21 protein-coding genes and 1 tRNA gene are annotated in these 24,927 nt (G+C 40.8%); 14 read left to right on the top strand and 8 right to left on the bottom strand.

Features of this window, described 5'->3' with window-relative positions; genetic code table 11:
* The first annotated feature begins 3 nt into the window (after nucleotides 1–3).
* From H9564_RS01980 to H9564_RS01960, 5 genes are all read left to right on the top strand, one after another.
* Nucleotides 4–1,425: an anion permease gene (locus tag H9564_RS01980; protein ID WP_191683870.1), complete on the top strand. Its 1,422-nt coding sequence runs from the start codon at nucleotides 4–6 to the stop codon at nucleotides 1,423–1,425.
* A 382-nt stretch (nucleotides 1,426–1,807) separates the two neighbouring features.
* On the top strand, nucleotides 1,808–2,695 hold the full coding sequence (locus H9564_RS01975) for a LysR family transcriptional regulator (RefSeq protein ID WP_191683869.1): 888 nt from the start codon (nucleotides 1,808–1,810) through the stop codon (nucleotides 2,693–2,695).
* A gap of 103 nt (nucleotides 2,696–2,798) precedes the next feature.
* Complete coding sequence (locus tag H9564_RS01970; RefSeq protein ID WP_191683885.1) at nucleotides 2,799–4,139, top strand: threonine/serine exporter family protein; 1,341 nt, start codon at nucleotides 2,799–2,801, stop codon at nucleotides 4,137–4,139.
* Nucleotides 4,140–4,154: 15 nt separating this feature from the next.
* Entirely contained in the window at nucleotides 4,155–4,805 is a 651-nt protein-coding gene (locus H9564_RS01965; RefSeq protein ID WP_191683868.1) for a uracil-DNA glycosylase, read from the top strand.
* A gap of 141 nt (nucleotides 4,806–4,946) precedes the next feature.
* Nucleotides 4,947–6,425 (top strand): MFS transporter, encoded by a 1,479-nt coding sequence (locus H9564_RS01960; RefSeq protein ID WP_191683867.1) that lies wholly within the window; start codon nucleotides 4,947–4,949, stop codon nucleotides 6,423–6,425.
* A 41-nt stretch (nucleotides 6,426–6,466) separates the two neighbouring features.
* Here H9564_RS01960 and H9564_RS01955 read toward each other — a convergent pair whose 3' ends face one another.
* Nucleotides 6,467–7,795 (bottom strand): replication-associated recombination protein A, encoded by a 1,329-nt coding sequence (locus tag H9564_RS01955; protein ID WP_191683866.1) that lies wholly within the window; start codon nucleotides 7,793–7,795, stop codon nucleotides 6,467–6,469.
* Between the two features lie 145 nt (nucleotides 7,796–7,940).
* Here H9564_RS01955 and H9564_RS01950 point away from each other — a divergent pair, with 145 nt between their 5' ends.
* From H9564_RS01950 to H9564_RS01940, 3 genes are all read left to right on the top strand, one after another.
* Nucleotides 7,941–8,927 carry an alpha/beta hydrolase fold domain-containing protein gene (locus H9564_RS01950; RefSeq protein WP_191683865.1) on the top strand — a complete coding sequence of 329 codons (987 nt, stop codon included), beginning with the start codon at nucleotides 7,941–7,943 and terminating at the stop codon, nucleotides 8,925–8,927.
* 21 nt (nucleotides 8,928–8,948) lie between these two features.
* Nucleotides 8,949–9,521 carry a DJ-1 family glyoxalase III gene (locus tag H9564_RS01945; RefSeq protein WP_191683864.1) on the top strand — a complete coding sequence of 191 codons (573 nt, stop codon included), beginning with the start codon at nucleotides 8,949–8,951 and terminating at the stop codon, nucleotides 9,519–9,521.
* 103 nt (nucleotides 9,522–9,624) lie between these two features.
* A complete protein-coding gene (locus H9564_RS01940) occupies nucleotides 9,625–10,935 on the top strand; it encodes an NCS2 family permease (RefSeq protein WP_225209510.1) in 1,311 nt (436 codons plus the stop codon).
* Between the two features lie 244 nt (nucleotides 10,936–11,179).
* Here H9564_RS01940 and H9564_RS01935 read toward each other — a convergent pair whose 3' ends face one another.
* Complete coding sequence (locus H9564_RS01935; RefSeq protein WP_191683863.1) at nucleotides 11,180–12,142, bottom strand: 2-hydroxyacid dehydrogenase family protein; 963 nt, start codon at nucleotides 12,140–12,142, stop codon at nucleotides 11,180–11,182.
* An 83-nt stretch (nucleotides 12,143–12,225) separates the two neighbouring features.
* Nucleotides 12,226–14,811 (bottom strand): bifunctional lysylphosphatidylglycerol flippase/synthetase MprF, encoded by a 2,586-nt coding sequence (gene mprF, locus H9564_RS01930; protein ID WP_191683862.1) that lies wholly within the window; start codon nucleotides 14,809–14,811, stop codon nucleotides 12,226–12,228.
* Between the two features lie 129 nt (nucleotides 14,812–14,940).
* Between mprF and H9564_RS01925 the strand changes: the two genes are divergently transcribed.
* Together H9564_RS01925 and H9564_RS01920 are read left to right on the top strand one after the other, a co-directional pair.
* Nucleotides 14,941–15,015: transfer RNA gene (locus tag H9564_RS01925), tRNA-Asp, on the top strand.
* A 74-nt stretch (nucleotides 15,016–15,089) separates the two neighbouring features.
* The gene (locus H9564_RS01920; RefSeq protein WP_191683861.1) at nucleotides 15,090–15,956 is read left to right on the top strand and encodes an RluA family pseudouridine synthase; all 867 of its coding nucleotides are present in this window, start codon (nucleotides 15,090–15,092) and stop codon (nucleotides 15,954–15,956) included.
* A 65-nt stretch (nucleotides 15,957–16,021) separates the two neighbouring features.
* Here the strand turns inward: H9564_RS01920 and H9564_RS01915 are convergent, their stop codons facing one another.
* Together H9564_RS01915 and H9564_RS01910 are read right to left on the bottom strand one after the other, a co-directional pair.
* Nucleotides 16,022–16,717, bottom strand: a complete 696-nt coding sequence (locus H9564_RS01915; protein ID WP_191683860.1) for a DUF4811 domain-containing protein — start codon at nucleotides 16,715–16,717, stop codon at nucleotides 16,022–16,024.
* Entirely contained in the window at nucleotides 16,714–18,156 is a 1,443-nt protein-coding gene (locus H9564_RS01910) for an MDR family MFS transporter (protein ID WP_225209513.1), read from the bottom strand. Before H9564_RS01910 ends, H9564_RS01915 begins: the two co-directional genes overlap by 4 nt.
* A gap of 184 nt (nucleotides 18,157–18,340) precedes the next feature.
* Here H9564_RS01910 and H9564_RS01905 point away from each other — a divergent pair, with 184 nt between their 5' ends.
* The 4 genes from H9564_RS01905 to H9564_RS01890 all read left to right on the top strand — a co-directional run bounded on the left by H9564_RS01905 (nucleotide 18,341) and on the right by H9564_RS01890 (nucleotide 22,707).
* Nucleotides 18,341–18,784 (top strand): MerR family transcriptional regulator, encoded by a 444-nt coding sequence (locus tag H9564_RS01905; RefSeq protein WP_318241063.1) that lies wholly within the window; start codon nucleotides 18,341–18,343, stop codon nucleotides 18,782–18,784.
* A 70-nt stretch (nucleotides 18,785–18,854) separates the two neighbouring features.
* Entirely contained in the window at nucleotides 18,855–19,205 is a 351-nt protein-coding gene (locus H9564_RS01900) for a DUF3368 domain-containing protein (protein ID WP_191683858.1), read from the top strand.
* A 290-nt stretch (nucleotides 19,206–19,495) separates the two neighbouring features.
* Complete coding sequence (rnjA, locus tag H9564_RS01895) at nucleotides 19,496–21,361, top strand: ribonuclease J1 (protein ID WP_191683857.1); 1,866 nt, start codon at nucleotides 19,496–19,498, stop codon at nucleotides 21,359–21,361.
* A gap of 158 nt (nucleotides 21,362–21,519) precedes the next feature.
* Entirely contained in the window at nucleotides 21,520–22,707 is a 1,188-nt protein-coding gene (locus H9564_RS01890; protein ID WP_191683856.1) for a CPBP family intramembrane glutamic endopeptidase, read from the top strand.
* A 75-nt stretch (nucleotides 22,708–22,782) separates the two neighbouring features.
* Here H9564_RS01890 and H9564_RS01885 read toward each other — a convergent pair whose 3' ends face one another.
* The 3 genes from H9564_RS01885 to H9564_RS01875 are packed head-to-tail and all read right to left on the bottom strand — an operon-like array spanning nucleotide 22,783 to nucleotide 24,915.
* On the bottom strand, nucleotides 22,783–23,436 hold the full coding sequence (locus H9564_RS01885; protein ID WP_191683855.1) for an amino acid ABC transporter permease: 654 nt from the start codon (nucleotides 23,434–23,436) through the stop codon (nucleotides 22,783–22,785).
* A gap of 13 nt (nucleotides 23,437–23,449) precedes the next feature.
* Complete coding sequence (locus H9564_RS01880; RefSeq protein ID WP_191683854.1) at nucleotides 23,450–24,088, bottom strand: amino acid ABC transporter permease; 639 nt, start codon at nucleotides 24,086–24,088, stop codon at nucleotides 23,450–23,452.
* On the bottom strand, nucleotides 24,088–24,915 hold the full coding sequence (locus H9564_RS01875; RefSeq protein WP_191683853.1) for a transporter substrate-binding domain-containing protein: 828 nt from the start codon (nucleotides 24,913–24,915) through the stop codon (nucleotides 24,088–24,090). The genes H9564_RS01880 and H9564_RS01875 overlap by 1 nt, the downstream gene beginning before the upstream one ends.
* Nucleotides 24,916–24,927: the final 12 nt, after the last annotated feature.

Here is a 24,927-nt window from a genome sequence, read left to right as displayed (position 1 = left end):
AAGATGAAAAAATTAGAAAGCGTAAATTATAAGGGGTTCATTTGGCCCGTTATTATTGGCCTAATCTTATGGTTCATGACCCCAATTAAGCCAGCCGCAGTTCCAGTTGCCGGTTGGCACATGTTTGCCTTATTCGTGGCAACAATTATTGCATGTATTACTCGCCCATTACCAATTGGTGGAGTATCAATTATTGCATTTGCCTTGACGGTGTTAACAAAGACCGTACCAATGGAAAAGGCAATTGTTGGATTTGGGAATGCCTCAATTTGGATGATTGCAATGGCCTTCTTCATTGCTCGGGGATTCATCAAGACTGGTCTTGGTCGGCGAATTGCCTTGAATTTCGTTAAGGCCTTTGGTAAGCGGACATTGGGATTAGCTTACTCATTGATTGGTGTTGATTTAATCTTGGCACCAGCAACCCCAAGTAACACTGCGCGTGCTGGTGGTGTTTTATACCCAATTATTGAATCACTATCACAATCATTTGGCTCAGATCCAAAGAAGGGAACTTCTCGTAAGATTGGTTCATTCTTAATCTTTGCGGAATACCATGGTGATATGATTACTGCCGCAATGTTTATGACTGCGATGGCTGCTAACCCGCTAGTTCAAACCCTTGCTAAGGGTAACGGGGTTAACATTACCTGGGTTGGTTGGTTCTTAGCCGCCTTAGTTCCTGGTGTTATTTCCTTAATTGTTGTACCTTGGTTAATTTACAAGATGTACCCACCTGAAATTAAGGAAACCCCAAATGCTAAGCAATGGGCAGAAGATCAACTTTCAGAAATGGGTCCAATGACTCTTCCAGAAAAGTTAATGGCTGTTATCTTTGTAATTGCCTTGGTTCTCTGGATTGTCGGAAGCTTTATCGGAATTGATGCTACTTTAGCTGCATTTATTGCTCTTGGTCTCTTACTTCTTTGTGGTGTTTTGAGTTGGCAAGATGTCCTTCACGAAACTGGGGCATGGAACACATTAACTTGGTTCTCTGTTCTTGTTATGATGGCTGGTCAATTAACCGCATTAGGATTTATTCCTTGGTTAAGTAAGACTGTTGGTAGTTCTCTCCATGGTTTGAACTGGGTAATTGTATTAATCGTTTTGATTGTTGCTTACTTCTACTCACACTACCTCTTTGCAAGTTCAACTGCCCACGTTACAGCAATGTACAGTGCATTCTTAGCAGTTGCAATTTCTGCAAATGTACCACCAATGTTAGCTGCTTTGATGCTTGGGTTCTTTGGTAACTTAATGGCATCAACTACCCACTATGCTTCTGGCCCTGCACCAGTCCTCTTCGGTTCAGGTTACGTTCCTCAATCTAAGTGGTGGTCCCTCAACTTTGTCCTTGGGATCTTCTACATTGTTGTTTGGATCGGTATCGGAAGCCTTTGGATGAAAGTACTAGGAATGTGGTAAAAAAGAGAGTGCGAGCCGTGACGGATTAGCAATCGAGCACATTTCAGCTATGTTGCCTAGAACTGCTAGCTCTAGCACGTTTTTCGGCTACGTTATCTAGAACGATTAGGCTAAGTTCGAGTACATTTTGACTGTATTGCAGTAGAAGCTTAGGGCGAAGGAGTGGGTTCACAGACGAAATTGATGAATCAATTTCTGGTTCGCTCTAACATTTCGACCATACTGTCTAGAACATCTTTATTGCATATTAGATAAAAAGACTGACGAAAATTTTCGTCAGTCTTTTTTGTCATTAATCCATTCCTCAATGATTCTGTGCTTGCCGTCTTCTTCTATTATGGCGTAAGATATGATTATGGATTGAGAAAAGGAAGGAACAAAGATGAATACCCGCGATTTACAGTATTTTGTTGCACTAGTTAAATATAAAAATTATACACGGGTTGCTAAAGAATTTAAGGTGTCCCAACCAAGCATTACTCAAGCAATTCAACGGTTGGAAAAAGAATTCAATACCCAACTAATTCGCAAGAATCGTTTCCACCGTGATGAAATGATTACGCGTAGTGGCTTACTTCTCTATGAAAATGCCGTCTTAATTAATGACAAAATTGATTTAACCCGGAAAGAAATCGACCGGGCGAACCAAAAACAAATCCGCTTTGGTTTACCACCAATTATTGGGAAAATGTATATTTCGAAAATCGTTGAAGAATTTTCTGGTGATCTACTTTCACGACTTCGGATTACGTCAGTTGGCTCTCACGATCTCCTTAGCCAATTGCGGAAGGGAAAAATTGATATTGCCATTCTTGGTTCAACGACTCCGATTAATGAAGAGGACGTTTTTGCAGAATTACTAACAACTCGGCCGTTTGGGGTAATCGTTAGTGACCAGAATCCACTTGCAAAAAAGGATGCTGTTCATTTTAATGAATTAGCTGACCAACAATTTATTAATTATGATCAGCAGTACGTTCATCAATCAGCCTTTCAGGCATATTGTACCTATGCTCAAATTAAGCCCCAAATCGTTGTTTACCGCCTGCCAAACGTTTCTTGGATTAAGGAACTGGTTCGGCAGGATAAGGGAATCAGTTTAATGGTTAAGGATGCTGCGATAAATGAACCGGGAATCAAAGCGCTAGATATCTTAGATCAAATTCCAGAAAAATTTTATATTTCTATTGTAATTCGGGAAGGCTACGTCCTAAGCGATGCTGAAAAAGATTTTATTAAACGGATGAAGCAAATTCACCTTGATAATTAGAGTTGACAAGGTCGGTATAATGATTTATGTGAACTTAATCAAATGAAATTGATGGAGGAAAGCAGTCGTGAAAAAAAGTGACCCAGAAGATACTGAAGGGATAATGGGCTTCGAACCCGCGGAACATATTTCAACACACCATCATATGGCAATCCCGTGGCAGGATTTCTTTACTAACGATAACTTTACGCCAGCGGGCGAGGCCAACTTGGTGGAGCGAGCAGCAATTGTTGGTCGGATTGGGTTAATGATGTTGTCATACGGAACAGGTGCCTGGCGAGTACGGGATTCAATGAATATTGTTGCCCGAGAACTAAAAATGACCTGTTCAGCAGATATTGGTCTAGTTTCTCTTGAATACACCTGTATGGATGCGCACCATAGTTATACTCAAGCTTTGTCTTTGCCAAGTACGGGAGTTAATACCAGTAAACTATCACAAATGGAACGGTTTATTGATGAATTCCGGGAACGTGGTAGTAAATTGACGATCGGTGAAATTCATAACCGTCTTGAAACAATTGCCCATAGCCGCGGAAATTATACACCAATTCAAGTTGGTTTAGCGGCTGCCCTAGCATGTAGTTGCTTCGTTTTTTTGCTCGGTGGTGGTCCCGTTGAAATGGCCTGTTGCTTTTTTGGTGCAGGACTTGGAAACTATGTTCGGCGGAAGTTAATCGATCGGCACATTACCTTATTGGCTTGTGTATCTGTTGGGGTAGCTGTTGCCTGCCTTTTTTACCTCTTTGCCTTTATCGGGATGCAATGGGTATTTAATGTTAGTCCGCGTCACGAAACTGGATATATTGGTGCGATGCTTTTTATTATTCCTGGTTTCCCGTTCATTACAAGTGGACTGGACATTTCGAAGTTGGATATGCGGTCGGGCCTTGAACGTTTAGCTTACGCAGTTACAATTATTGTAGTTGCGACATTAGTAGGCTGGATAGTTGCCATGGCCGTGAAATTACGTCCAGGCACATTAACCGCTCTTCCATTGCCACCATTAATGCTAATGCTACTACGCGTTGTGACGAGTTTTGGTGGTGTCTTTGGCTTCTCAATTATGTTTAACAGTACGCCGAAGATGGCAACAGTTGCTGGTTTAATTGGAGCAGTGGCGAACACAACCCGACTTGAATTAGTTGATTACAGTCATATTCCTGCTGGAGTTTGCGCATTTATTGGTGCCTTAATTGCTGGATTGCTTGCCTTTGTTGTTAAGCGAAAGATCCACTATCCACAAATTTCCATTACCGTCCCATCGATCGTGATTATGGTTCCCGGATTGTACATGTATCAAGCAATGTATAATATGGGGTTAACATCAATCAGTGTTGGAGCATTATGGATTACTAAAGCCCTCCTAATTGTGGTATTTTTGCCGATGGGCTTAATTGCTGCTCGAATTTTGACTGATCCAAAGTGGCGCCATAATGGTTAATACGGGAGTGATTAGATGATCATTCAATATCCACAAGAACTTTTAGATGAAGTTCACCAACGAGTCGCTGGATGCAACTTAGCTGGTTTTACACCGGGTCAGGGGAAACTAAAGCCAGATTTAATGTTAGTTGGTGAAGCTCCTGGTCGTCATGAAGAGGTTCACAATATTCCCTTTTCGGGTGCATCCGGAAAAGAACTGATGAAAATGTTAGCGACGATTGGCTACAATAGAGAAAGTGTTTATATCACTAGTGTTGTCCGTCAACGCCCTTACTCAATTAAAAAGGTCACTGATAAGAAGACTGGTGCTCAAGTAGTGAAGAAGCCCAATCGGACCCCAACTAGAAAGGAGGTTCTGGCATTTGCCAACCTCTTTGATTGGGAATTTGAGCAGGTCCAACCTAAAATAATTGTGCCCCTTGGTAACACTGCGTTACAGCGGTTACTCGGCTCACAAGCCAATATAGGGCAACTTCATGGTCAGCTTTTAAAACAACCAATTCAGCACGCGAAGGAGGATGGGAGTGGTTATGAATTATCAACAACCAATTCGCTCCTTGTTCCGATGTATCATCCAGCAGCTGTCTTGTATAGCCGGAAATTAGAACCAACAGTTCGTGAAGACTGGCAACGATTAGGAAAGATTGTCAAAAAAGTTAAATAGCTGATGATTGGGTTTTACAAATAAACGATCCCTTTGTATAATACATGGTTAGCTATTGTGTAGAAGTTAAATCATTAAAAAGAAAGCGGGTGAAGCGTAAACTTCTGACCCGCTATCTTTGTTTAAGGGGGAGATGGAAATTTGAAATTAGAACAACGACGAACAATTGTTACGGGGGCATTGCTACTCTCAAATATTATGGCAGGGATGGACGGAACAATTGTCAATACAGCATTACCAGCAATTACAAGTGACCTCCATGCACTTCAATATATGGGCTGGATAGTTGCGATCTTCCTGTTCGGGATGGCAGTTGCAACCCCACTATGGAGTAAGTTTGGGGAACACAAGGGGAATAAGGTCGCTTATATTAGTGCAACCTCTCTCTTTGCGGTTGGTGCGATCTTTCAAGGGCTCGCCCCTAATATTACCTGGTTTATTATTGCCCGGGCAATAATGGGGATTGGTGCTGGAGGAATGAACACAATTCCCTTTATTGTGTTTGCGGAAATCTATACTAATTTGAAAAAACGAGCGACTGTGCTTGGTTTATCAAGTGCCTGCTTTGGAACTGCTTCAATCATTGGTCCGCTCCTTGGTGGGTGGATCGTTGATGCCCTTAGCTGGCACTGGGTATTTTATGTTAATGTCCCGATCGCACTTGTGGCAATCACAATCATTGCAATCTTCTATCAAAATGTTAATAAGCAGGCAGCCGGTAAGCCAATTGATTACTTGGGAGCAACATTGTTAGTTAGCAGCTTAATGTTGATCCTAATCGCTGTTCAATTAATTGGGGTCGCATCACTTCCAATTATCCTTGGGCTGGTTATTATCGGGTTAGCATTGTTATGGTGGATGGTAAAGGTCGATCAACAAGCAGCCGACCCTATTGTCCCTAACCGGCTTTTTACGAACCATGAACTAGTGATTGATTTCATGTTATTCATTATTATCTGGGGTTCATTTATTGCTTTTGTTATTTATATCCCAATGTGGGCTCAGGGACTTTTAGGTCTGTCTGCCTTGCTTGGTGGGATGACCCAAATTCCGGGAGCTGTTACTGATTTCCTTGGCTCAGAACTTGTTCCATTTATTCAGGATCGGTGGTCGAAATATGAGATTGTTGGCTTAGGGGCCTTTACAATTTTCATTTCCTTCTTAGGATTGTTACTTGGTGGTCAATTTACCCCATTTTGGTTAATTATGGTTCTCGGTGCTTTTGAAGGATTTGGGGTTGGTTTAGTCTTTAATATTTTACAGATCAATGTTCAAACTGATGCTGAACTTCGTGATGTTCCAATCGCTACTTCAATGGGTTACCTAATGCGGATCCTTAGTCAAACCTTCATGTCTGCGATCTATGGGGTGATTCTTAATCATGCCCTGTTACAGGGAATTCAGCATCATCCTGGAATTACGATGGGGATGCTGAATAAACTTTCAAACGCCAAGACGGCTAGTAGTTTACCAGCATCACTCTTACCAGAGATGCGCCATATCCTCTATAGTGGTTACCGGAATATCGTGATCACAGCACTGGTCCTCATTATCATTTCACTCATTATGGTGGTTGTGATGTGGATTAGGAGCAGGAAACATATAGAAAAAACAGTTTAAAATATAGGCCGAGAAAAACCTTTTTTCTTGGCCTATATTTGTTAATGACGATCATGTTGCTGATGCCACTCGTTAATTTGCTCCATTCGGGCTTTAAATCGTCCTTCCCGCCCCTGAGTTGTTGGCTTGTAAAAATGTTGTCCAGCTAACTCTGGAGGCATGGTTTTCATTGAAGTTAATTTATCTTTGGTATCGTGGGCGTATTGGTAATGATCCCCGTAATGCAACTCCTTCATTAATTTAGTTGGTGCATTTCGGATTTGAAGGGGAACAGGTAAGTTACCAGTTTCTTTGATTTTCTTTTTAGCGGCCATTCGAGCTTCATAAGCTGCATTTGACTTTGGCGCTAGTGAAAGGTAGATTACACACTCTGTCAGATGAACGTCACATTCGGGAAGGCCAAGGAACTGACATGCTTGAAATGTGTTAATGGCAACGTTTAAGGCGTTCGTGTCTGCTAGACCAATATCCTCACTTGCAAAACGGACGAGCCGTCGTGCGATATAAAGGGGATCTTCACCACCGTCAATCATTCGTGAACACCAGTAAATAGCTGCATCAACGTCGCTATTTCGCATTGATTTATGGAGGGCAGAAATAACATTATAGTGTTCTTCACCGTGTTGATCATAACGCAACGACTTGGTATTGATCAGCTGCTTAAGACTGTTGGTAGTGAGGTGCACCTGCTGATCACGATAGTTAGCATTAAGAACCGCCATTTCAAGGGTATTTAGTGCTACTCGGGCGTCCCCGTTTGCAAATTCTGCAATCATTTTTAGAGCTTCATCATCATAACTAATGTTAAGGTTGGGGAAGCCATCTGGATGTTTAATGGCTCGCTTGAGAATGTTAACGATGTCGTTGACAGTTAGTGACTTAAGAACAAACACCTTACAGCGACTCAATAAAGCTGAGTTAATTTCAAAAGAAGGATTTTCGGTTGTTGCACCGATTAAAATAATACTTCCTCGTTCGACGAAAGGAAGTAAGGCATCCTGTTGAGCCTTGTTGAACCGGTGAATTTCATCAATGAAACAAATCGTCCGTTCGCCAAATTCACGATTTTTCTCTGCCTCTTCCATGATTTTACGAATATCGCGAATACTACTAGTCACGGCACTAAACGTGATAAAATGCGACTTAGTTTGGTGGGCAATAATTTCTGCAAGGGTTGTCTTACCTACACCGGGTGGTCCCCAAAAGATTAGTGAAGAGATCTGATCATTTTCGATAAGGTCACGTAAGACTTTACCGTCACCAATTAATTGTTGTTGTCCCATAAATTCTTTAAGGGTTGTTGGACGAACCCGGTTTGCTAGGGGCGTGTTGTTATTATTTGGTTGTGAAAAGAGGGATTCTTGGTGCATATCATTACTTCCTTTTTGTTAATTTTAGGACAAAACTTTCTAAATTTGAATGGAGTTGGTAACTGAAATCGTGTTACGATAAAAGTAACTATTTGCATCAAGGCCGGAGGATTCCGACTAGATTAAAAAAGGAGCCTAGGAGCTCATGAAGAAATTACCCAAATTTGAACCTCAGGTCGCTTCGGAGCTTGCTAATAATTTTGGTCAAAGCGTTCGTGATTTAGTATCTTGTGGTCATCACCGGTCGCAACGAGCAACGTTTGTTGAACTACAGATCCAAGTAAGCGGCTTTAAGCGGCGAATGGCTGATGAGAAAAAATTCCAACAAATACTAGCTGATGCACGTCAGGAAAGTGAAGAGGATTTTGTAATACCCGCAGTACCGTTTACTGTTAGCTTACGAAAATTGCCGAAAGCGCCGGTAAGAACCTATGTCTTAAATGAACAAGCTGAACCGCAGAAGGCAATTATTTATTTGCCAGGTGGAGCATATGTTGAGCCACCTGTAAAAGAACAATGGGCCTTTGCTAACCGACTGGCACAAGAAACAGGAGCTCGGGTCTACATTGTTCTTTATTCCCAGCTTCCGGATCATACGTTTGAAACGGCATATCAAGAACTTACACAGTTATACCAACAAATTTATGATCGAGTTCCAGTGAGTGATATTACGATTTTAGGTGATTCTGCTGGCGGTGGTTTAGCTACGGGCTTTTGCGAGTATTGCGCGGGAAATGATTTGCCACAACCAGGACATTTAGTATTATTATCTCCCTGGTTAGACTTAGATTTGACCAACCCGACGATCGCTAAGTACGAGCCACATGATGTGACCTTATCCGTTAAGGGGTTACGCCGGGTAGCTGATTTGTGGGCTGGTAATACAGAGCATGATGATTACCGGTTAAGCCCACTTAATGGGGATATCGGTCAACTTCGTGATGTCTTTGTTTGTGTTGGCACACGGGAGATCATGTATCCAGATAGCGCTCGCTTTGTACAAAAACTTCGTGAAGCACAAATTCCCGTAAAGTTCGTTGCTGGTCGTGATTTGCCCCATATCTTTCCGGTATACAAGATGCCAGAATCAGATCAAGTGATGGCAGAGATAAAAAAGGTAGTTAATAATTAAATAGTAAAGGAGAGTTCAATAATGACAAAAGTTGCAGTTGTATTTGCACCAGGGTGTGAAGAAGTTGAAGGATTAACGGTAATCGATGTTTTACGGCGTCTAGGAATTGAAACCAAGATGGTTGGCTTAGAAAGCAAGGAAGTCATGGGTGCCCATAATATTAAATTAACCTGTGACGAAGTTCTGGGTGATCAACTTTTAGATTATGATTTAGTTGCTTTCCCAGGCGGAATGGGTGGTTCTCAACACCTTCGGGACAACGAAAAGTTGCAACAGTTAATGGTTCAACGAAATAAGGAAGGTAAATGGGATGCAGCAATGTGTGCCGCACCAATTGCTCTTGCTCATTATGGCTTGCTTGATAACCATGATTACACTTGTTTCCCTGGGATCAATGAACAGATTCAAGAAGAAGTTCCAACCGCACGCTTCCATGAAGATATTACTGTAGTTGATAAGGATGCTAAGATCTTAACGAGTCGTGGGCCGGCCACTGCACTTGCGTATGCCTTTAAGATTGCAGAAGTTTTGGGCACTGATACCAAGCAGATTAAAAAAGACATGCTTTACGATTACCTTACTCAGAACATTTAAATTTAGGTTCATATTTATACAAAATCCTCTTTACAGATGAACACGAATATTATAAGATACTATTTGTTATTTTATTCGTAATTACTGTTTGGAGGATTTTTTCTTGAACGCAATTAACAAGTATTTTCATCTAGATGAATTAAATACGAACATTCGCACGGAAATCTTAGCTGGATTTACTACTTTTATTTCAATGTCGTATATCCTCTTTGTTAACCCCAATGTTCTTGGGGCAGCGGGGATGAACCAGGGGGCCATCTTTACGGCGACTGCGCTTTCGGCGGCATTTGGGACATTGATGATGGGACTTTATGCTAAGTACCCGATTGCAACTGCTCCAGCTTTAGGGATTAATGCATTTTTCTCCTATTCAGTTGTTATTGGAATGGGAGTTAATTGGCAGACTGCCTTAGCAGCAGTTTTCGTTGCTTCGTTGATTTTTATCCTTATTACGATTTTTAAACTGCGTGAAATGATTATTGATGCAATTCCGAGTGATTTAAAGTTTGCTATTTCCAGTGGGATTGGATTATTTATTGCCTTTTTAGGACTTCATCAAGGTGGCTTAGTGGTCGCTAATAAGTCTACTGTTGTCGGTCTTGGTTCCTTTACTACGCCAACTACTTGGCTGACTGTGATTGGCTTGATTGTTACCTCGATCCTACTAGTTAAACGGGTTCCAGGGGCAATCTTTATTGGGATGGCAGTCACTGCAATTGCAGGGTTAGTTACTGGTCTTATTCCAATGCCACACCACATTATTTCTGGCGCACCAAGCCTGAAGCCAACGTTCGGTGTAGGTATGGAATACTTCTCACACATTAATACCGTTCAGTTATGGGTTGTTGTCTTGACATTCTTACTGGTAACTTTCTTTGATACCGCCGGAACATTGGTTGGTTTGGCACAACAGGCTGGCTTTATGAAGGATAATAAGATGCCCCGCGTTGGAAAAGCTTTAATGTCTGATTCTAGCGCAATGTTAGTTGGTTCGATCCTAGGAACTTCACCGGTTGGGGCTTATGTTGAATCATCAGCGGGGATTGCAGTTGGTGGTCGTTCAGGATTAACTTCTGTGGTCACAGCAATTTGCTTTATTCTAGGGATGTTCTTCTCCCCATTACTTCCGGTAGTTACTAACCAGGTAACTGCACCAGCTTTGATTATTGTTGGTGTTTTAATGGCTCAGTCAATGAAACGAGTACACTGGGAAAAGCTTGAAATAGCAATCCCATCATTCTTAATTGTCATTGGGATGCCCTTAACCTACAGTATTTCTGACGGGATGGCACTTGGTTTAATCATGTACCCATTAACTATGATTGCGGCCAAACGCGGTAAAGAAGTCCATTCAATCATGTACGCCCTCTTCTTTATCTTTATCGTTTTCATTACAATATTGAATGTAAAGTAGGAGAGTGCGAGCCCCGACGAACTAGCACGCGGTTGACTAACCTAGCCTGATGAACGATGGCTTGCATCGGAATCAGGCGTAGTTAGGCTTTAGCGTGCGGTCGGGGCGAGCAGATCTTGACTCGGTTGCTTAGAACAACTAACTCTCAAAGATAGTTAGTCGAATATCGTTACAATAAAAAACGTGAACCTAATCGGAGAGAATTCCGGTTGGATTCACGTTTTTTCGTTATTTTTAAATAAAGTTACTTATTAACAATGTATTTTGCTGGTTTACCATCTAAAACATTAACAGCATTAGTGGCAACAATCTCAGCCATTGCATTCCGGGCTTCGAATGATGCGTTACCAATGTGTGGTGTCAAGATGACATTATCTAGTTTCTTAAAGCCATCGGCAACATTTGGTTCAGCTTCGTAAACATCAAGAGCAGCACCGGCAAGTTTCTTGTTTTGAAGTGCTTCAAGTAAAGCCGCTTCATTGATTACTGGTCCCCGGGCACAGTTAATTAGGAATGCAGAATCTTTCATCATTGCAAACTGTGGAGCATCAATCATGTGATGGGTTTCAGGAGTTAATGGGCAGTGAAGGGTAACTACATCAGAGCGTTTTAACAATTCGTCAAGGGTAACGTATTTAGCAGAATATTGAGCTTCTGTGGCTGGATCAGCTTGGTGACGTTGGGTATAGATGATTTTCATGTTAAATGCATGTAGTCGTTGAGCAACACCACGACCAATACTTCCGAGGCCGATAATCCCAAGAGTCTTTCCCGCTAATTCATGACCCAAGAAGAAGAGTGGAGCCCAGCCGTCAAAACCAACTGAGCGCATTAGGCGGTCACCTTCCACAATTCGACGCATGAGGGCAACAACTAATCCACTAGCAACCTCAGCAGTTGCGGTTGAGGAAACAAATGGGGTGTTAGTAACATCGATTCCCTTGCTCCGGGCGTATTTAACGTCAATATTATTGAAGCCAGCACCGAAATTAGCAATTAACTTAAGTTTTGGCGCAGCATCAATAACTTCTTGGTCGACTTGGGTAGATAAAGGAGTAATTAAAACTTTGCAGTCTTTGACGTGTTTAAGTAATTCTTCTTTACTAATTAACCCTTTGCCGTCGTAAACATCATAGTGAATTGCTGCCTTATTCAGAATATCGGTAGCAACTTTTGGCAATTTTGCTGATAAGTAAACAGTAGCCATAACATTCGCCTTCCTAACTAAAAAATAATGATCGTGTAAACGATTACACGATCATTATAGTTCAATGTTCAAACTGCGGCAAACTATCGAGCTATCCAGGAGAAGAAAGCGTGTTTTGCTGGTTTGTCAGCCCGTTGATTAATTACCCCCACAAGGGCCATCATTGAGTTAATAATGGAGCTTCTTCTGCGGAATGCGGTATAACGAGATTCCCAAATATCAGCGTACTTATTCTTGTACCGTCGTAATCCTTGGAAACCATAGAGGTGGTAACCGTACTCGTAAATAAAGTGCGCAGCTTTTTCATCAAGAAAACTAAATTGTGACTCACCGACATTTGCTAATGGTGCCATCCCTAAGTCAAAGTATTCATAACCATGTTCTTGACCATACAGGAACATGCTAATAAAAATCTTATCCATAATTCCTGATGGTGCATCATGAGAATGGCGCATTAGGTCGATAGTGAGATATTTCTTTCCTCCAGTTGGCATAAAGGTAGCAAAGGCAACGATTTTACCGTCCTTATCAGTAACGGTTGCTACTGGGGCTAGTTGAATATAATCTGGTAAGAAGAATCCTAAAGAAAAGCCTTTCTCCACTTGTTTTCCTAACCAATCATCAGAAACAGCCTTAATCTTTTTCATGAATTCTTCATCAAAAGGTGGTTTAACAACATTAAATTGGTACCCTTCACGATCGAATTTGTGCATTAGTGCTCGTTGTGAGCGTTGCCGTTTTCCTGCGAGGGTGAAGTCTGCTAGTCGTACTAAACCGGTTTCCCCAGTTTTGATGAAGTCAAAACCAAATTCATGGAGCAACATGGTAAATTGACCAGAAACTTCGTAAAAGACTAATTGATAATTATAAAGATCGGTTTCCTTCAAGAATTGGCGAAGGGCAGGACGAAATTTAGCGGAATTACCAACCGGATCTCCCATAATAATCAATCGATCATAGTTCCGTCGGTACATAAAGTACAGTTGATCCTGACCATCTTTTTGGTAAAAGTAGAGGTTCTTATCCTTTAGGAAGGCAAGATGGCTAGTACGACTACCACCGAATTGTTCAATTACCTTCCGCACGCGTTCAGCATTGAATTTTTGTTCCTTAGCAAACGGATCAGCTCCAGAACAGAAGTAATGGAGGATTAGGACAAGAAGGATTAGCCCCAAAAGAAGGCCAATTAATCCAGAGAGCCATACTTTCTCTCCAGGGAAGAGGAAGAAGTTAGGAATCTTATGGGTTCTGGAATATTGAGGGGCATTGAGAACACCGACAATAACATAAAGAATACAACTACCGGCAAAAATTAGAAGATCAATTGTGAATTTACTAATTGAATATTGGAGTTTAGCACGGTAGAGTTCTCGTTTTGAAAGTAAAATAAGGACTAAAACTATTGCTAGGTAGATGGTTAAACTCATCGTCCGGAGGTTCCACCAAGTAGTGATAATTCCAATTAGGAGAAGTGCTAAAGTTGGCCAATAGGCTTTTTGAACCTTAGATGCTAACCCGCGAGCACATGCTAACATGGCAATCGCAAAGAGAACTGTGGAAAGCTGGTGGATAAAGAAGAAGGTAAATGGGTAAAGCCGGGCAAAAATTTTATTATCTTCTGTGATATCAGGGACCGCAGCTGCAAGCAGCATTAAGATTCCAGAGATATACATAAATGCCGTGATCAGAAAATGGGCAGTGTTTTGAATAATAACTAATGGTAGACCATCAAAGAAGTCATTTACCTGACGAGCAACATCGTGAAGGAAAAGGATTCCCGCAAGAATTAACGGTACGATGTAGTAGAAGATCCGGAAAAGAAGTAACCAGATAATAATTGTTGGCTTAGAAATCCCCATTAAAGAGAGTTCAAACATCATCATGACATCGAACGAACCAAGCGCTCCTGGAATCATAGAAATGACACCGAGTAGTTGAGCAACAACATATAGTGGTAAGACAGAAACAATGTTATGACGAACACCTAAACACCAGCCAACGAGTAAGAAGAACAAGGCGACGAATAGCCATTCACAAGTTGAACTGCCGACTAATAAACCCTCAATTTTTGGCGTAACATCCTTAAATAGGCGGTTATTATTAATTAGTGTGAAGTAGAAGACAACGGGAAAATAGAGTCCCCCAGCAACTAGCCAAATTGCATACTGGTTAAAGTGACCTCCTTGATGGAAAATAAACATCAAGGCGAGGGCAACCCAACAGAGTACTGAGAGCCCCGATAAAAGAAAGACAGCAATTTTAGAGATGGCTAGTAGAATATCTTTTTTACTAGCATGCTTCCGGTAGAAGTATGCCCGCATTGTTGCACCGAGGACTCCACCAAAACCGGCAATATTTGTAAGGGTATTGGTAATCCAGCCACAACGAATGATGTAGGACGTCTTAAACTTTCCGGGAAGAAATTTAACAATTGCAAAATCGTAGCCCAGCATCGGGATAACGGCAATACAACCAAAGATTAATAAAATAATGATATTAGACCAGGTTAAGTTGCTTAATCCAATCCCGACACGGTGCCAGTCAACGGTTTTAAAAAAACTTGTTAGTGCATGGACAACAAAAATAACGACTGAGATCACAAAGACGATCTTTACCGGTCGTGAATATTTTTCCCACCATGATGACAAGCGTTTATATAAGGATTCCATAGTTTCCTCCTTAAATAGATACTAATAACCATTATAAAGGATTTCTTCTTTTTGAAGAAGTTAGAAGGAAATTTAAAAAGTTATTGACACTGGGGGAGAAGTTTCGTATACTTTTATTTGTTGTCAAATGGTCCGTTGGTCTAGTTGGTTTAGGACGCATCCCTGTCACGGATGAGATCACGAGTTCGAGTCTCGTACGGACCGTCATAGTTAATAAAAAAGGCTGGGAGGTTTATTCCCAGCCTTTTTTACATAATCGGATATTTTAGGAGGAAAGAATGGAAAATACATGGCAGTATCAAGGCACTGAGCCAATCAAAATTAAAAAGTATCTTCAATCATTAGGGATGGGACACCACCTCTTTAATGATTTAAAAAATGGCCAGGGTGAATTCCTGGTGGATCACCGTAAAGTTCGGCCAACGACAAAAATATTGCCGAACCAACCGTTAACGGTAATTGCCCAGCCAGAAATGCGCGATTTGTCAGTAAAGTTAAGTGATGAACCTCTTAAGATTGTATATGAGGATGCCAATTGGCTAGTGATTGATAAGCCAGCGGGAGTAACGTCAATTCCTGGTCCGTCAGTAGATAACGGGACGGTTCTTAATCGAGCAGTTAAGTATTTAATTGCTCAAGGTTCAGACGATCAACGACCGCATTTGATTACTCGACTTGATCGCTATACTGGTGGCCTACTACTAATTGCTAAGCACCATGTTGCTTCCAGTATGATTAGTCAACAAGTTCAGCAACACCAGATGTTAAAGGAATATACCGCATTTGTTTCCGGGACATTCAAGGAAAAGCATGGCGTGATTAATAAGCCAATCGCTCGGCGTGAAGGACAACCCCAGCGAGTGATTGCAGAGGACGGCCAACAAGCGATCACTGAATACTGGGTAGAAGAGGAGCAAGCAGGGTGGACAAAGCTCCGGGTTCAATTACATACGGGACGGACACATCAAATTCGGGTACACCTTGCTTCTATCGGTCACCCACTAATTGGTGATCACCTTTATGGTGGTGATACTTCTGAACGTCAACACCAAGCATTATGGGCAACCAAACTTTCGTTTAAGGATCCATTTACGTTAAAACAGTTAACATTTTCCCGGGAAATAAGTAGTCTTCCAGAAAATTAACTTTATAGAAAAGCCCCTAACGATTGTTATTTCAGTCGTTAGGGGCTTTTCTATATAATTATGATTTATTTTTGCTTAATCATTTGGGCCATAAATTCTTGTTCCGCCTGTTGCGAAACTTGCTGAATTTGTTGTGCGCTCATATGTGGTTGCTTTGTCATTGCAGCTTGAACTTTAGCAGTGACAAAACTCTTAGCTTGAGCATGAAGTTGTGGCCCTGCAGCAGCAAATCGCTTTTGAAGTTGTTGAGCTTGTATAGGCGTGAGTTTAACAAAAGCGCGTGGATACTTTATCACATTGGTTCTTTTAACTAATGTGCCATCCATTCCTGACCACATAAAGAGGCCCTTGTAGAAATTATTTTTAAACCGCCATCTTGTTTCTGTTGTTTTTAATTGCGGTTTGGTTCGATTAGTAAATTCCATTTTACTGGTCGTGTATTCGTTTGTCTGTGTGTGAACAGGCTTTTTTTGATCTTGACTAGTTTTATAAATTAAAACGTTATCTTGACCGTTAGTGCCTACCGGTTGATAAAGGGCAACTGGTAATTTTCCCGTCGCAGAGTAGACAGTTTGGTTGGTGGTTGTTGTTACTTTTTCCATTCCAAAATGGTGACTGTAGTTTAATGTCATCAGGGTAGTTGAAACAACGAAGAGAATGCCGAAAATAATGGTTCCAGTGATTCTAGTTACCCGTTGGTTGATAAACATCACGCTGGCAAATAGTGCGACCGCGGAACCAAACATTAAAATAATGATCATTTAGTATCCTCCTTTTCTCGAATGTCATCTGAATCAAGCTTTAAATGGATACCGTTACCGCTTGTAACACAGAAAGTTAAACAGAGGCCAATCAAGGCAAAGACAATCGCAAACCAAAATGCTGCATGGTACCCCATTAAAGTTGCATCAAACATTTGTGATTTATATTGAAGAGGAGCAGCCTTTAGTAACGAATGAGTTGGCTTATTATTGTTTGTGACATTGGTTAGAACGGAAATCATAATTGCCGTACCGACAGAGGTAGCAACCTGACGAAGAGTGTTGTTAACGGCTGTCCCATGAGAGATGAGCTGGTATGGTAAGGAGTTCATTCCTGCGGTAGTTACTGGCATCATTACCATAGAGATTCCAAACATCCGTGCTGCATACAGGAAGATAATATAGATCGTTGGGGTATCACGGGTAATAAAGGCAAATGGAATGGTTCCTACCGAAAGGATGAACATCCCAGTAATCGCAAGCTGTCTTGCACCGTGACGGTCAAACAAGTTCCCGGTGATTGGACTCATCAACCCCATGAAAAGGGCACCAAATAAGAGGGTTAGCCCTGAATGGAAAGCTGACATTCCGTGGATAATTTGGAGGTACAAGGGGATTACTAATTCGACCCCAACCATTGCCATCATTACAATTGAGCTTAAGATAGTTGCAAGGGTAAATTCATTACTCTTAAATACCTTAAATTCCAGAAATGGTTCTTCTAGCTTGCTCTGACGGAAAATGAGGAATGCAACAAGGATAGCACCAATGATGATGGTTGATAAAACAACCGGGTCGGTCCATCCATCATTACCAACACTGGAGAAACCATAGAGCATACTTCCAAAACCAGCCGTTGAAATAATAACTGACAACCAGTCAAGATGAGGTTTCCGGTTAGGAATAACGTTTTTGACGAAGAATAAACTTGCAATAATTACTACAGCAGCAACTGGGACGATCATTCCGAATAACCACCGCCAGCTAAAGTTATCAATGACCCATCCAGAAAGGGTTGGGCCAATTGCCGGTGCTAAACCAATAACTAGTCCGTTAATTCCCATAGCAGCCCCACGTTTTTCAGGTGGGTAGATTGTCAGCATAATATTTTGCATTAATGGCATGTTGATACCCACACCAATTGCTTGGATTAAACGGCCACTGAGGAGGACAGCAAATGATGGTGCTAACCATGACATGATCGTTCCAATTTCAAAGATTGACATTGCAATAACGAATAGGACCTTAGTATTAAAACGGCTGCTTAAGTAGGCGCTGATCGGGATCATGATCCCATTAACCATCAAGAATCCGGTAATTAACCATTGAACGGTTGACGTACTGATGTTAAAAGCATCCATTAAGGCCGGAAAGGCGGTCGAAAGGATGGTCTGATTTAGAATAGTACAAAATGCACCAATTAATAGGATCAAGACCATCAATCTTCTATTGTATGGTTTGTTATTAATATCTACAGGAATAGACTGTTGATCCACACTGAAAACCTCTTTCCTTTTTTAGTCAATGCCACCTAATATAAAACTATTTAATATCTTTGTCAAATTATTTGACAAAGATATCTAATTTTAAGATAATACCACATAGATTAAACTTTGGAAGAGGATGATGAGTATTTTACTTGCGGAGCGGTTTCATAAGATGATTGGGCAAAATAATTTACGGGTTACGATGTCACAACTAGCGGAAATGACGGGAGTATCACCAAGCCAAATCCGTTATTGGGAAAAGAAGGGGTACATAGAATCGGAACAGGGAGAGAAAAACCAAAATCACCTTTTTCCCGTTACCATGCTTTTTCGGGTCTGTACGATTAAATTTTTCCTTGATCAAGGGTATACACTTGCAGTAGCCGTTAAAAAGGAACAGGAACGTCGCGAGTCTGTTAAATTATTACGTGAATTTATTCTTAATCAAAAGTTGAGTGTTAAGCAGCTAGGCCCTGGTAAGGGGGAGATTGAAATAGGTGAAGTAGCTGAAGATCCTCGTACCGAAGTTTATGCGACTGTTGAGAACGGAAAAACTAAATTACATCTTCGGCAGAAGTGATTAGATTGTGTTATGGTATTAATGAAAGATAATGTATTTTATGGCAAATTAAGAAAGGGAAGCGATCAAAATGGCACAAGTAGAATTACGCTATGATGAACTAGATAATCATGCCGCTAAAAAAGCAGCTTTGAAGACGTTTATTGCCTTTTACATTCATCAATACCAATTGAAGAGTCTCGAAATTATGGGGGCAAAGGCTTCAAATGAGGTTATGGGGACAATCAACCACATTTTGAAGGAGAATGCTTACCACGGTGAAAAAGAACTAGCTGAAATTAGCGAACGCCTTTGCAAAAGTGCTTATGAAGAGGTCCTTAGTGAATTGACTGATGTAAAATTCAATCAAGAAGGAGAACCAATTGTTCCCTTAGAAAAGTTGTGGCAAAAGGAAGAAGAAGGTTTGCCGACAGAAGACTAGGAAACAAATCTTTTGTAAAATTGTAGTAGGGATATTCAAATTACATTATTAATACCTTTAAATTTAAGAGACTGGGAAATTAATCCGGTCTCTTTTATTTTGGAATCTTGAATGATAGCAGAAAAAGATAATATATGGTAAAATATGATTAGTTTTTAGTACGGATATAAAAAAGTAAAACTGAATCACCAAGAAACCCTTTTCTAACCCGAAAAGTGGGTCTTTTGGTCTACAATTTTCCGTTATTGATTTTTAATAAAATTCAAATAGAAAGGTACAAGAAAGGTATTATGTCAAAATTAAATATTAAGAACAATGAAGTCGCCTTTTATGCCATGGGGGGCTTAGGCGAAATTGGTAAGAACATGTACTGTGTTCAATTCCAAGATGAAATCATCATTATTGACTGCGGTGTGCTTTTCCCTGAAGACGAACTCCTGGGTGTTGATTATGTAATTCAAAATTACGATTACCTAATTGAGAATAAGGATAAAATTAAGGGAATCTTTATTACCCACGGACATGAAGATCACATTGGTGGGTTGCCCTTCTTCTTACAAAATGTAAATGCGCCAATCTATGCCGGGCCATTTGCGATGTCCCTAATTAAGGGAAAGTTGGAAGAAAAGCACCTTTTGCGTGATGCGGAACTCCATGAAATTAATGAATTTGATGAAGTCCACTTTAAGAAGCTTTGGGTTAGCTTCTTCCGGACAACCCACTCAATCCCTGATACTTTGGGTGTTGCTGTCCACACTCCACAAGGGACGATTATTCAAACTGGAGACTTTAAGTTTGACTTAACACCAGTTGGTCATTTGCCAGGACCAAATCTCCAACAAATGGCAAAGCTTGGTGATGAAGGGGTTCTCCTCTTAACTTCTGACAGTACAAACGCTGAACGACCACAGTTTACTAAGTCGGAACGGTGGGTTGATATTCACATTCGGCGGATTTTTGAACGGATTAAGGGCCGGATCATTTTTGCTTCATTTGCTTCAAACGTTTACCGGTTACGGGAAGCATCTGATGCTGCGATTGCCCAAGGACGGAAGATTGCCGTATTTGGACGGAGCATGGAAAATGCTATTGCGGCAGGACAAGAACTTGGTTACCTTAATATTCCTAAGGATTCATTAATTGACCAAAATGAAATTAATAACTATCCACCGGAAAAGGTATTGATTATGTGTACTGGTTCTCAGGGTGAACCAATGGCAGCTTTGAGCCGGATTGCTAACGGAACGCACCGTCAAATCACCATTCAACCTGGTGATACTGTTGTCTTCTCAAGTAACCCAATTCCTGGGAATACTACTAGTGTTAACACATTAATCAACAAGCTAGAAGAAGATGGCGCAAACGTTATTCACGGTTACGTTAACAACATTCACACTTCTGGTCACGGTGGTCAAATCGATGAAGAATTCATGTTGCGGTTAATGAAGCCAAAGTTCTTTGCACCAGTTCACGGTGAATACCGGATGCAAAAGATCCATACAAAGCTAGCTGAAATGACTGGTGTCCCACAAGAGAATAGTTTTATCTTGGCTAACGGGGATGTATTAGCGCTAACTAAGGATTCTGCACGGGTTGCGGACCATATCGATAGTGCTGCAGATGTTTATATTGATGGCCGCGATGCTGGTGATACTGTTGGTAATCCAGAAATTCATGAACGTCGCCTTCTTTCTGAAGAAGGGGTTGTAACAGCAGTTGCAGTTGTTGACTTGAAGGATTACCAGATTGTTGCGGGACCAGATATTGTTTCGCGAGGATTTGTTTACATGCACGAGTCTCAAGAGTTAATTAAGGCAGCTAACCACGAGGTCTTCTGGGCAATCTTAAATACCTTTAAGAACCATAAGCATGTGGATCGTCGCGCCCTTAACCGGACGATTATTAGTCGTTTGCAAAAGCTTCTCTATGCTCGAACAGGTCGTCGCCCCGTAATTATTCCAATGGTAACGATTTTGAATGGTGATCGTCACTACGAAAACCATCACTACCGTCAACCAAGTAATAAGAAAAAAGCGGGTCATGAAAATAACAATCGGAAGAACCACCAAAAACATCGTAATCAACAGCAAAAGCATGGTAATTCCAAAAAGCAAAACGCTAAAAAGGAACCAGTTGCTGCTGGTAAAAATGAATAGCGATGAGTAATAAGTCTCAGAGTCCGGCTTTCCGGACTTTGGGGCTTATTTATATCTTTAATTAACTAAAATAATTTCTAAGATAAAATGTTTAAATTCATTGGTATAATTTGGTATGATCAAACAGTATAAGCAATTATTTATTTGGAGGAATCTCGATGACTGGAAGAGATTATTTAAAGATCTGGTATCGAGTTCAAATTGGTGCGACTTTAATTATTTTAATGATGATGATGATTCGTAACTTTGAACTTGGCCGCAATATTTGGCTGCAGTTGTTATGGATGGTAATTATTCTTGGCTTAGGATTAGCTGAAGAATTATGGGAGGATGTCCCACCAATTATCAGTAAGGTTAATTGCTGGATTCAGGGGTTAGCACAGCCAGTAATTCTTACCTTTGCTTGGGGGGTAATTACCCGGGAAATAATTACGATGCTCCATATGCCATCGCGTGGTGTGGTACTGCTCATGATTTTGTACTACTTTGTAATGTATGCGCCGTTCGCTAGCGTTATTGGTGGACAAATGAATCTGAGCATTGAGCGATTTATCTTTGTAATTTGGATGTTTCAGATTGTAATTGTTCCCTTTACCTATTTGCCATTTGACCTAATTGCTAACCCTAAGTTAACTATGTTGTTATCAACGGGTGCAGTTGGTGCCGTTGCATATTTCCTATTTGCAGTAACCGTAATGCGTGCATGGCACCTATCATGGCCAGGGTTAAAGCCAAATTGGAGTAGTGACTTTAATTGGTGGATCCTGTTATTAATGCTCGCCATTTTTGTGATTCCACTAGGAAGTAATATGATAGCAATTGTCCATTTGCCCAAAACTGGGCTTTTTAAGCTAACATGTCAGGCATTTGAATCTGGTCTTGCGGAAGAAAGTTTGTTTAGGTTTGCATTGCTTGGGGTTCTTTTTTACGCATGGCGTAACGTTAAGCAGCGACTACCATTAGCTATCATTACCAGTTCGTTATTATTTGGGTTTGCTCACTTAATTAACTTGAGGGGACAAAGAATTGATTTGACCCTTTACCAAGTTGCACTGGCTTTCTTGCTAGGATTATTCTTATCGGTTGTTTATGTATATACTGGTCAGTTATGGTTAACAATGTTAATGCATTTCAGTCTTGACTGGTTTGGCTTTTTAGCAACGGGAACAACAATGTTAACTGGTGACTTAGTTCCAGCTGACTGGTGGGGGTTATTAATCCTCCTAGTAATCTTTGGGGGATTCAGCCTTTGGATGATGTTTGGAACCCGGAGAGAAGTAATGGAACGTCATGTCAGACGATTAACTGGGAAACACCAACGTTTTGGATTCTCGATTCAGTATTAAGGTTAATAGATAAAAAAGAGGAAATGGCGAAGGCCATTTCCTCTTTTTACGTTCTAGTTATATTAAGTTTCCTACCTATACTAAATGTTTATCCAAGTAGCGGGCAAGGAGAGAAAGTGAGTAACAAACAATAAAGTATAATACGGCTAACGCAACAAACATTGGAATGATGTAGTTGGTATTTTGCCCATAAATAATTTGAGCGTGGTACATCAATTCTGGAAGGACAATGATTGTTGCTAAAGAAGTATCCTTAACCAATGAAATAAATTGACTAACTAATGCCGGTAACATATTTTTAATTGCTTGTGGTAAGACGATTAGTCGTAGTGCCTGCCACTTAGTTAGTCCGTTGGCAAGGGCCCCTTCAGTTTGACCATAGTCAATAGAGTTAATACCAGAACGAACGATTTCAGCTACCATTGACGATTCAAAGACGGTCAGTGCTAGGATAGCTGCTGGAATAATTTCTGGCTTAATACCGATATTTGGAAGTCCAAAGTAGGTAAAGAAAATTATTAGCAGCAATGGTAAGTTACGAATTAAGTCAATGATAAAACCAACGATTGCTGAGACGTACTTAATTTTTGCATAGCGAATAATTCCTAATAAGGTTCCAATGATGAAGCTGCAAATGATTGAGGCAACTGAAATCTCAATCGTAACTCCAAGCCCTTGAAGAAGAAAGCGGATATTAATCCATGAATAAGCATCAATAAAATTTTGCATTTTTCATTCCTCCCTAAGCTAACTTCTTTTCCAGGTGACGCATGTAGTAGCTGAGGGGTAAAGTAATGATCAGGTAGAGAACACCAACGATAAAGTAAGTTGGCATTGTCTTTAAAGTGTCATTAGCGATTAAGTTTCCTTCATACATTAAGTCAAAGCCGGCAACGAAGGCAAGCACAGAGGAATTCTTAACCAGGTTAATGAATTGGTTACCTAGTGGTGGAATAACAACCTTAAAAGCTTGAGGTAAGATAATGTACCGCATCGCTTGGGCATGAGTTAAACCATTAGCAAGGGCCCCTTCGAGTTGGCCACCTTCGACAGAATTAATCCCAGCACGGACAGTCTCAGCAATAAAGGCTGAAGTGTAAAGTGTCAGACCGATTGTCCCGGCTGCAAAGCCACTGATTTTAACGATATACATAGGAACAATAAGGAAGAATCCCATTGCAATTACCAGCAAGGGGATATTCCGAAAAATTTCGACATAGATGCTACCGATTAAGCGAACAATTCGGTATTTAGAAATTTCTAACAGTGCAAAGAAAGTCCCAATAACTAAACTACCAACGAGTGCAATCAGACTACAGAGAATGGTATTCCAAAGACCGTTGAGTAGGGGATGCCACTGAGTTGTAATAATATCTAACATTAACGTTTCATCTCCTGATAGTTAAATCCTTTAACATTACCAAACCACTTAAGAAGAAGGCGGTTGTAAGTCCCGTTCTTCTCAAGCCGGTTAAGTGCCCAGTTTAATTTATTCCTAAATGGTGCCTGATTCTTGTTAACGGCAATTCCGTAAGGTTCTTTGGTAAAGTTACCACCAACAACTTCGTAACCGGGATTTTCACTTGCCATCCCATAAAGGATACCGTTATCTGTAGTGAGGGCATTTCCTTGTTTCGACTTTAATGCTGTCATTGCTTGGGCATAGTCTGAAAGCTGGAGTACTCGTGCTTTTGGTGCAAATTTAGCAATATTTTTAACTGAGTTAGAACCAGATACACCAAGGATTACTTTACCTGGTTTATTGAGATCCTGGATATTCTTGATGGGGCTACCTTTTTTAACTAAAAGAGATTGACCAGCATCAAAGTATGACTTGGTAAAATCAACTTGTTTTTCCCGTTCTGGAGTAATAGTCATGGTAGCCATGATTGCATCAATGTTTCCGTTCTTTAGTAATGGAACCCGTGTACTACTAGTAACCGGAACAAAAACGGCTTTTCCTTGAGGTCCAAGAATTTCTTTTGTCATTGCCTTGGCAAGATCGATTTCAAATCCCTCAAGTTTGCCAGTCCGAATATCCTCCAAACCGAACAGTTTGGTATCAGCCTTAACCCCCCAAGTAATTTGCTTGCTCTTTTGATCAGCTTTTAAAATGTCCTGGTTGGCAACTGAACTACAACCAGAAAGGGTTGTAAGACTAACGAGAGTAATTGCGACAACCGTTAGTAAGTGCCAAATCTTTTTCATTATTTTGGCCTC

This window comes from Limosilactobacillus avistercoris, from assembly GCF_014836425.1.
Taxonomy (GTDB): Bacteria; Bacillota; Bacilli; order Lactobacillales; family Lactobacillaceae; genus Limosilactobacillus; species Limosilactobacillus agrestimuris.
This window is presented reverse-complemented; position numbering and strand designations above follow the sequence as displayed.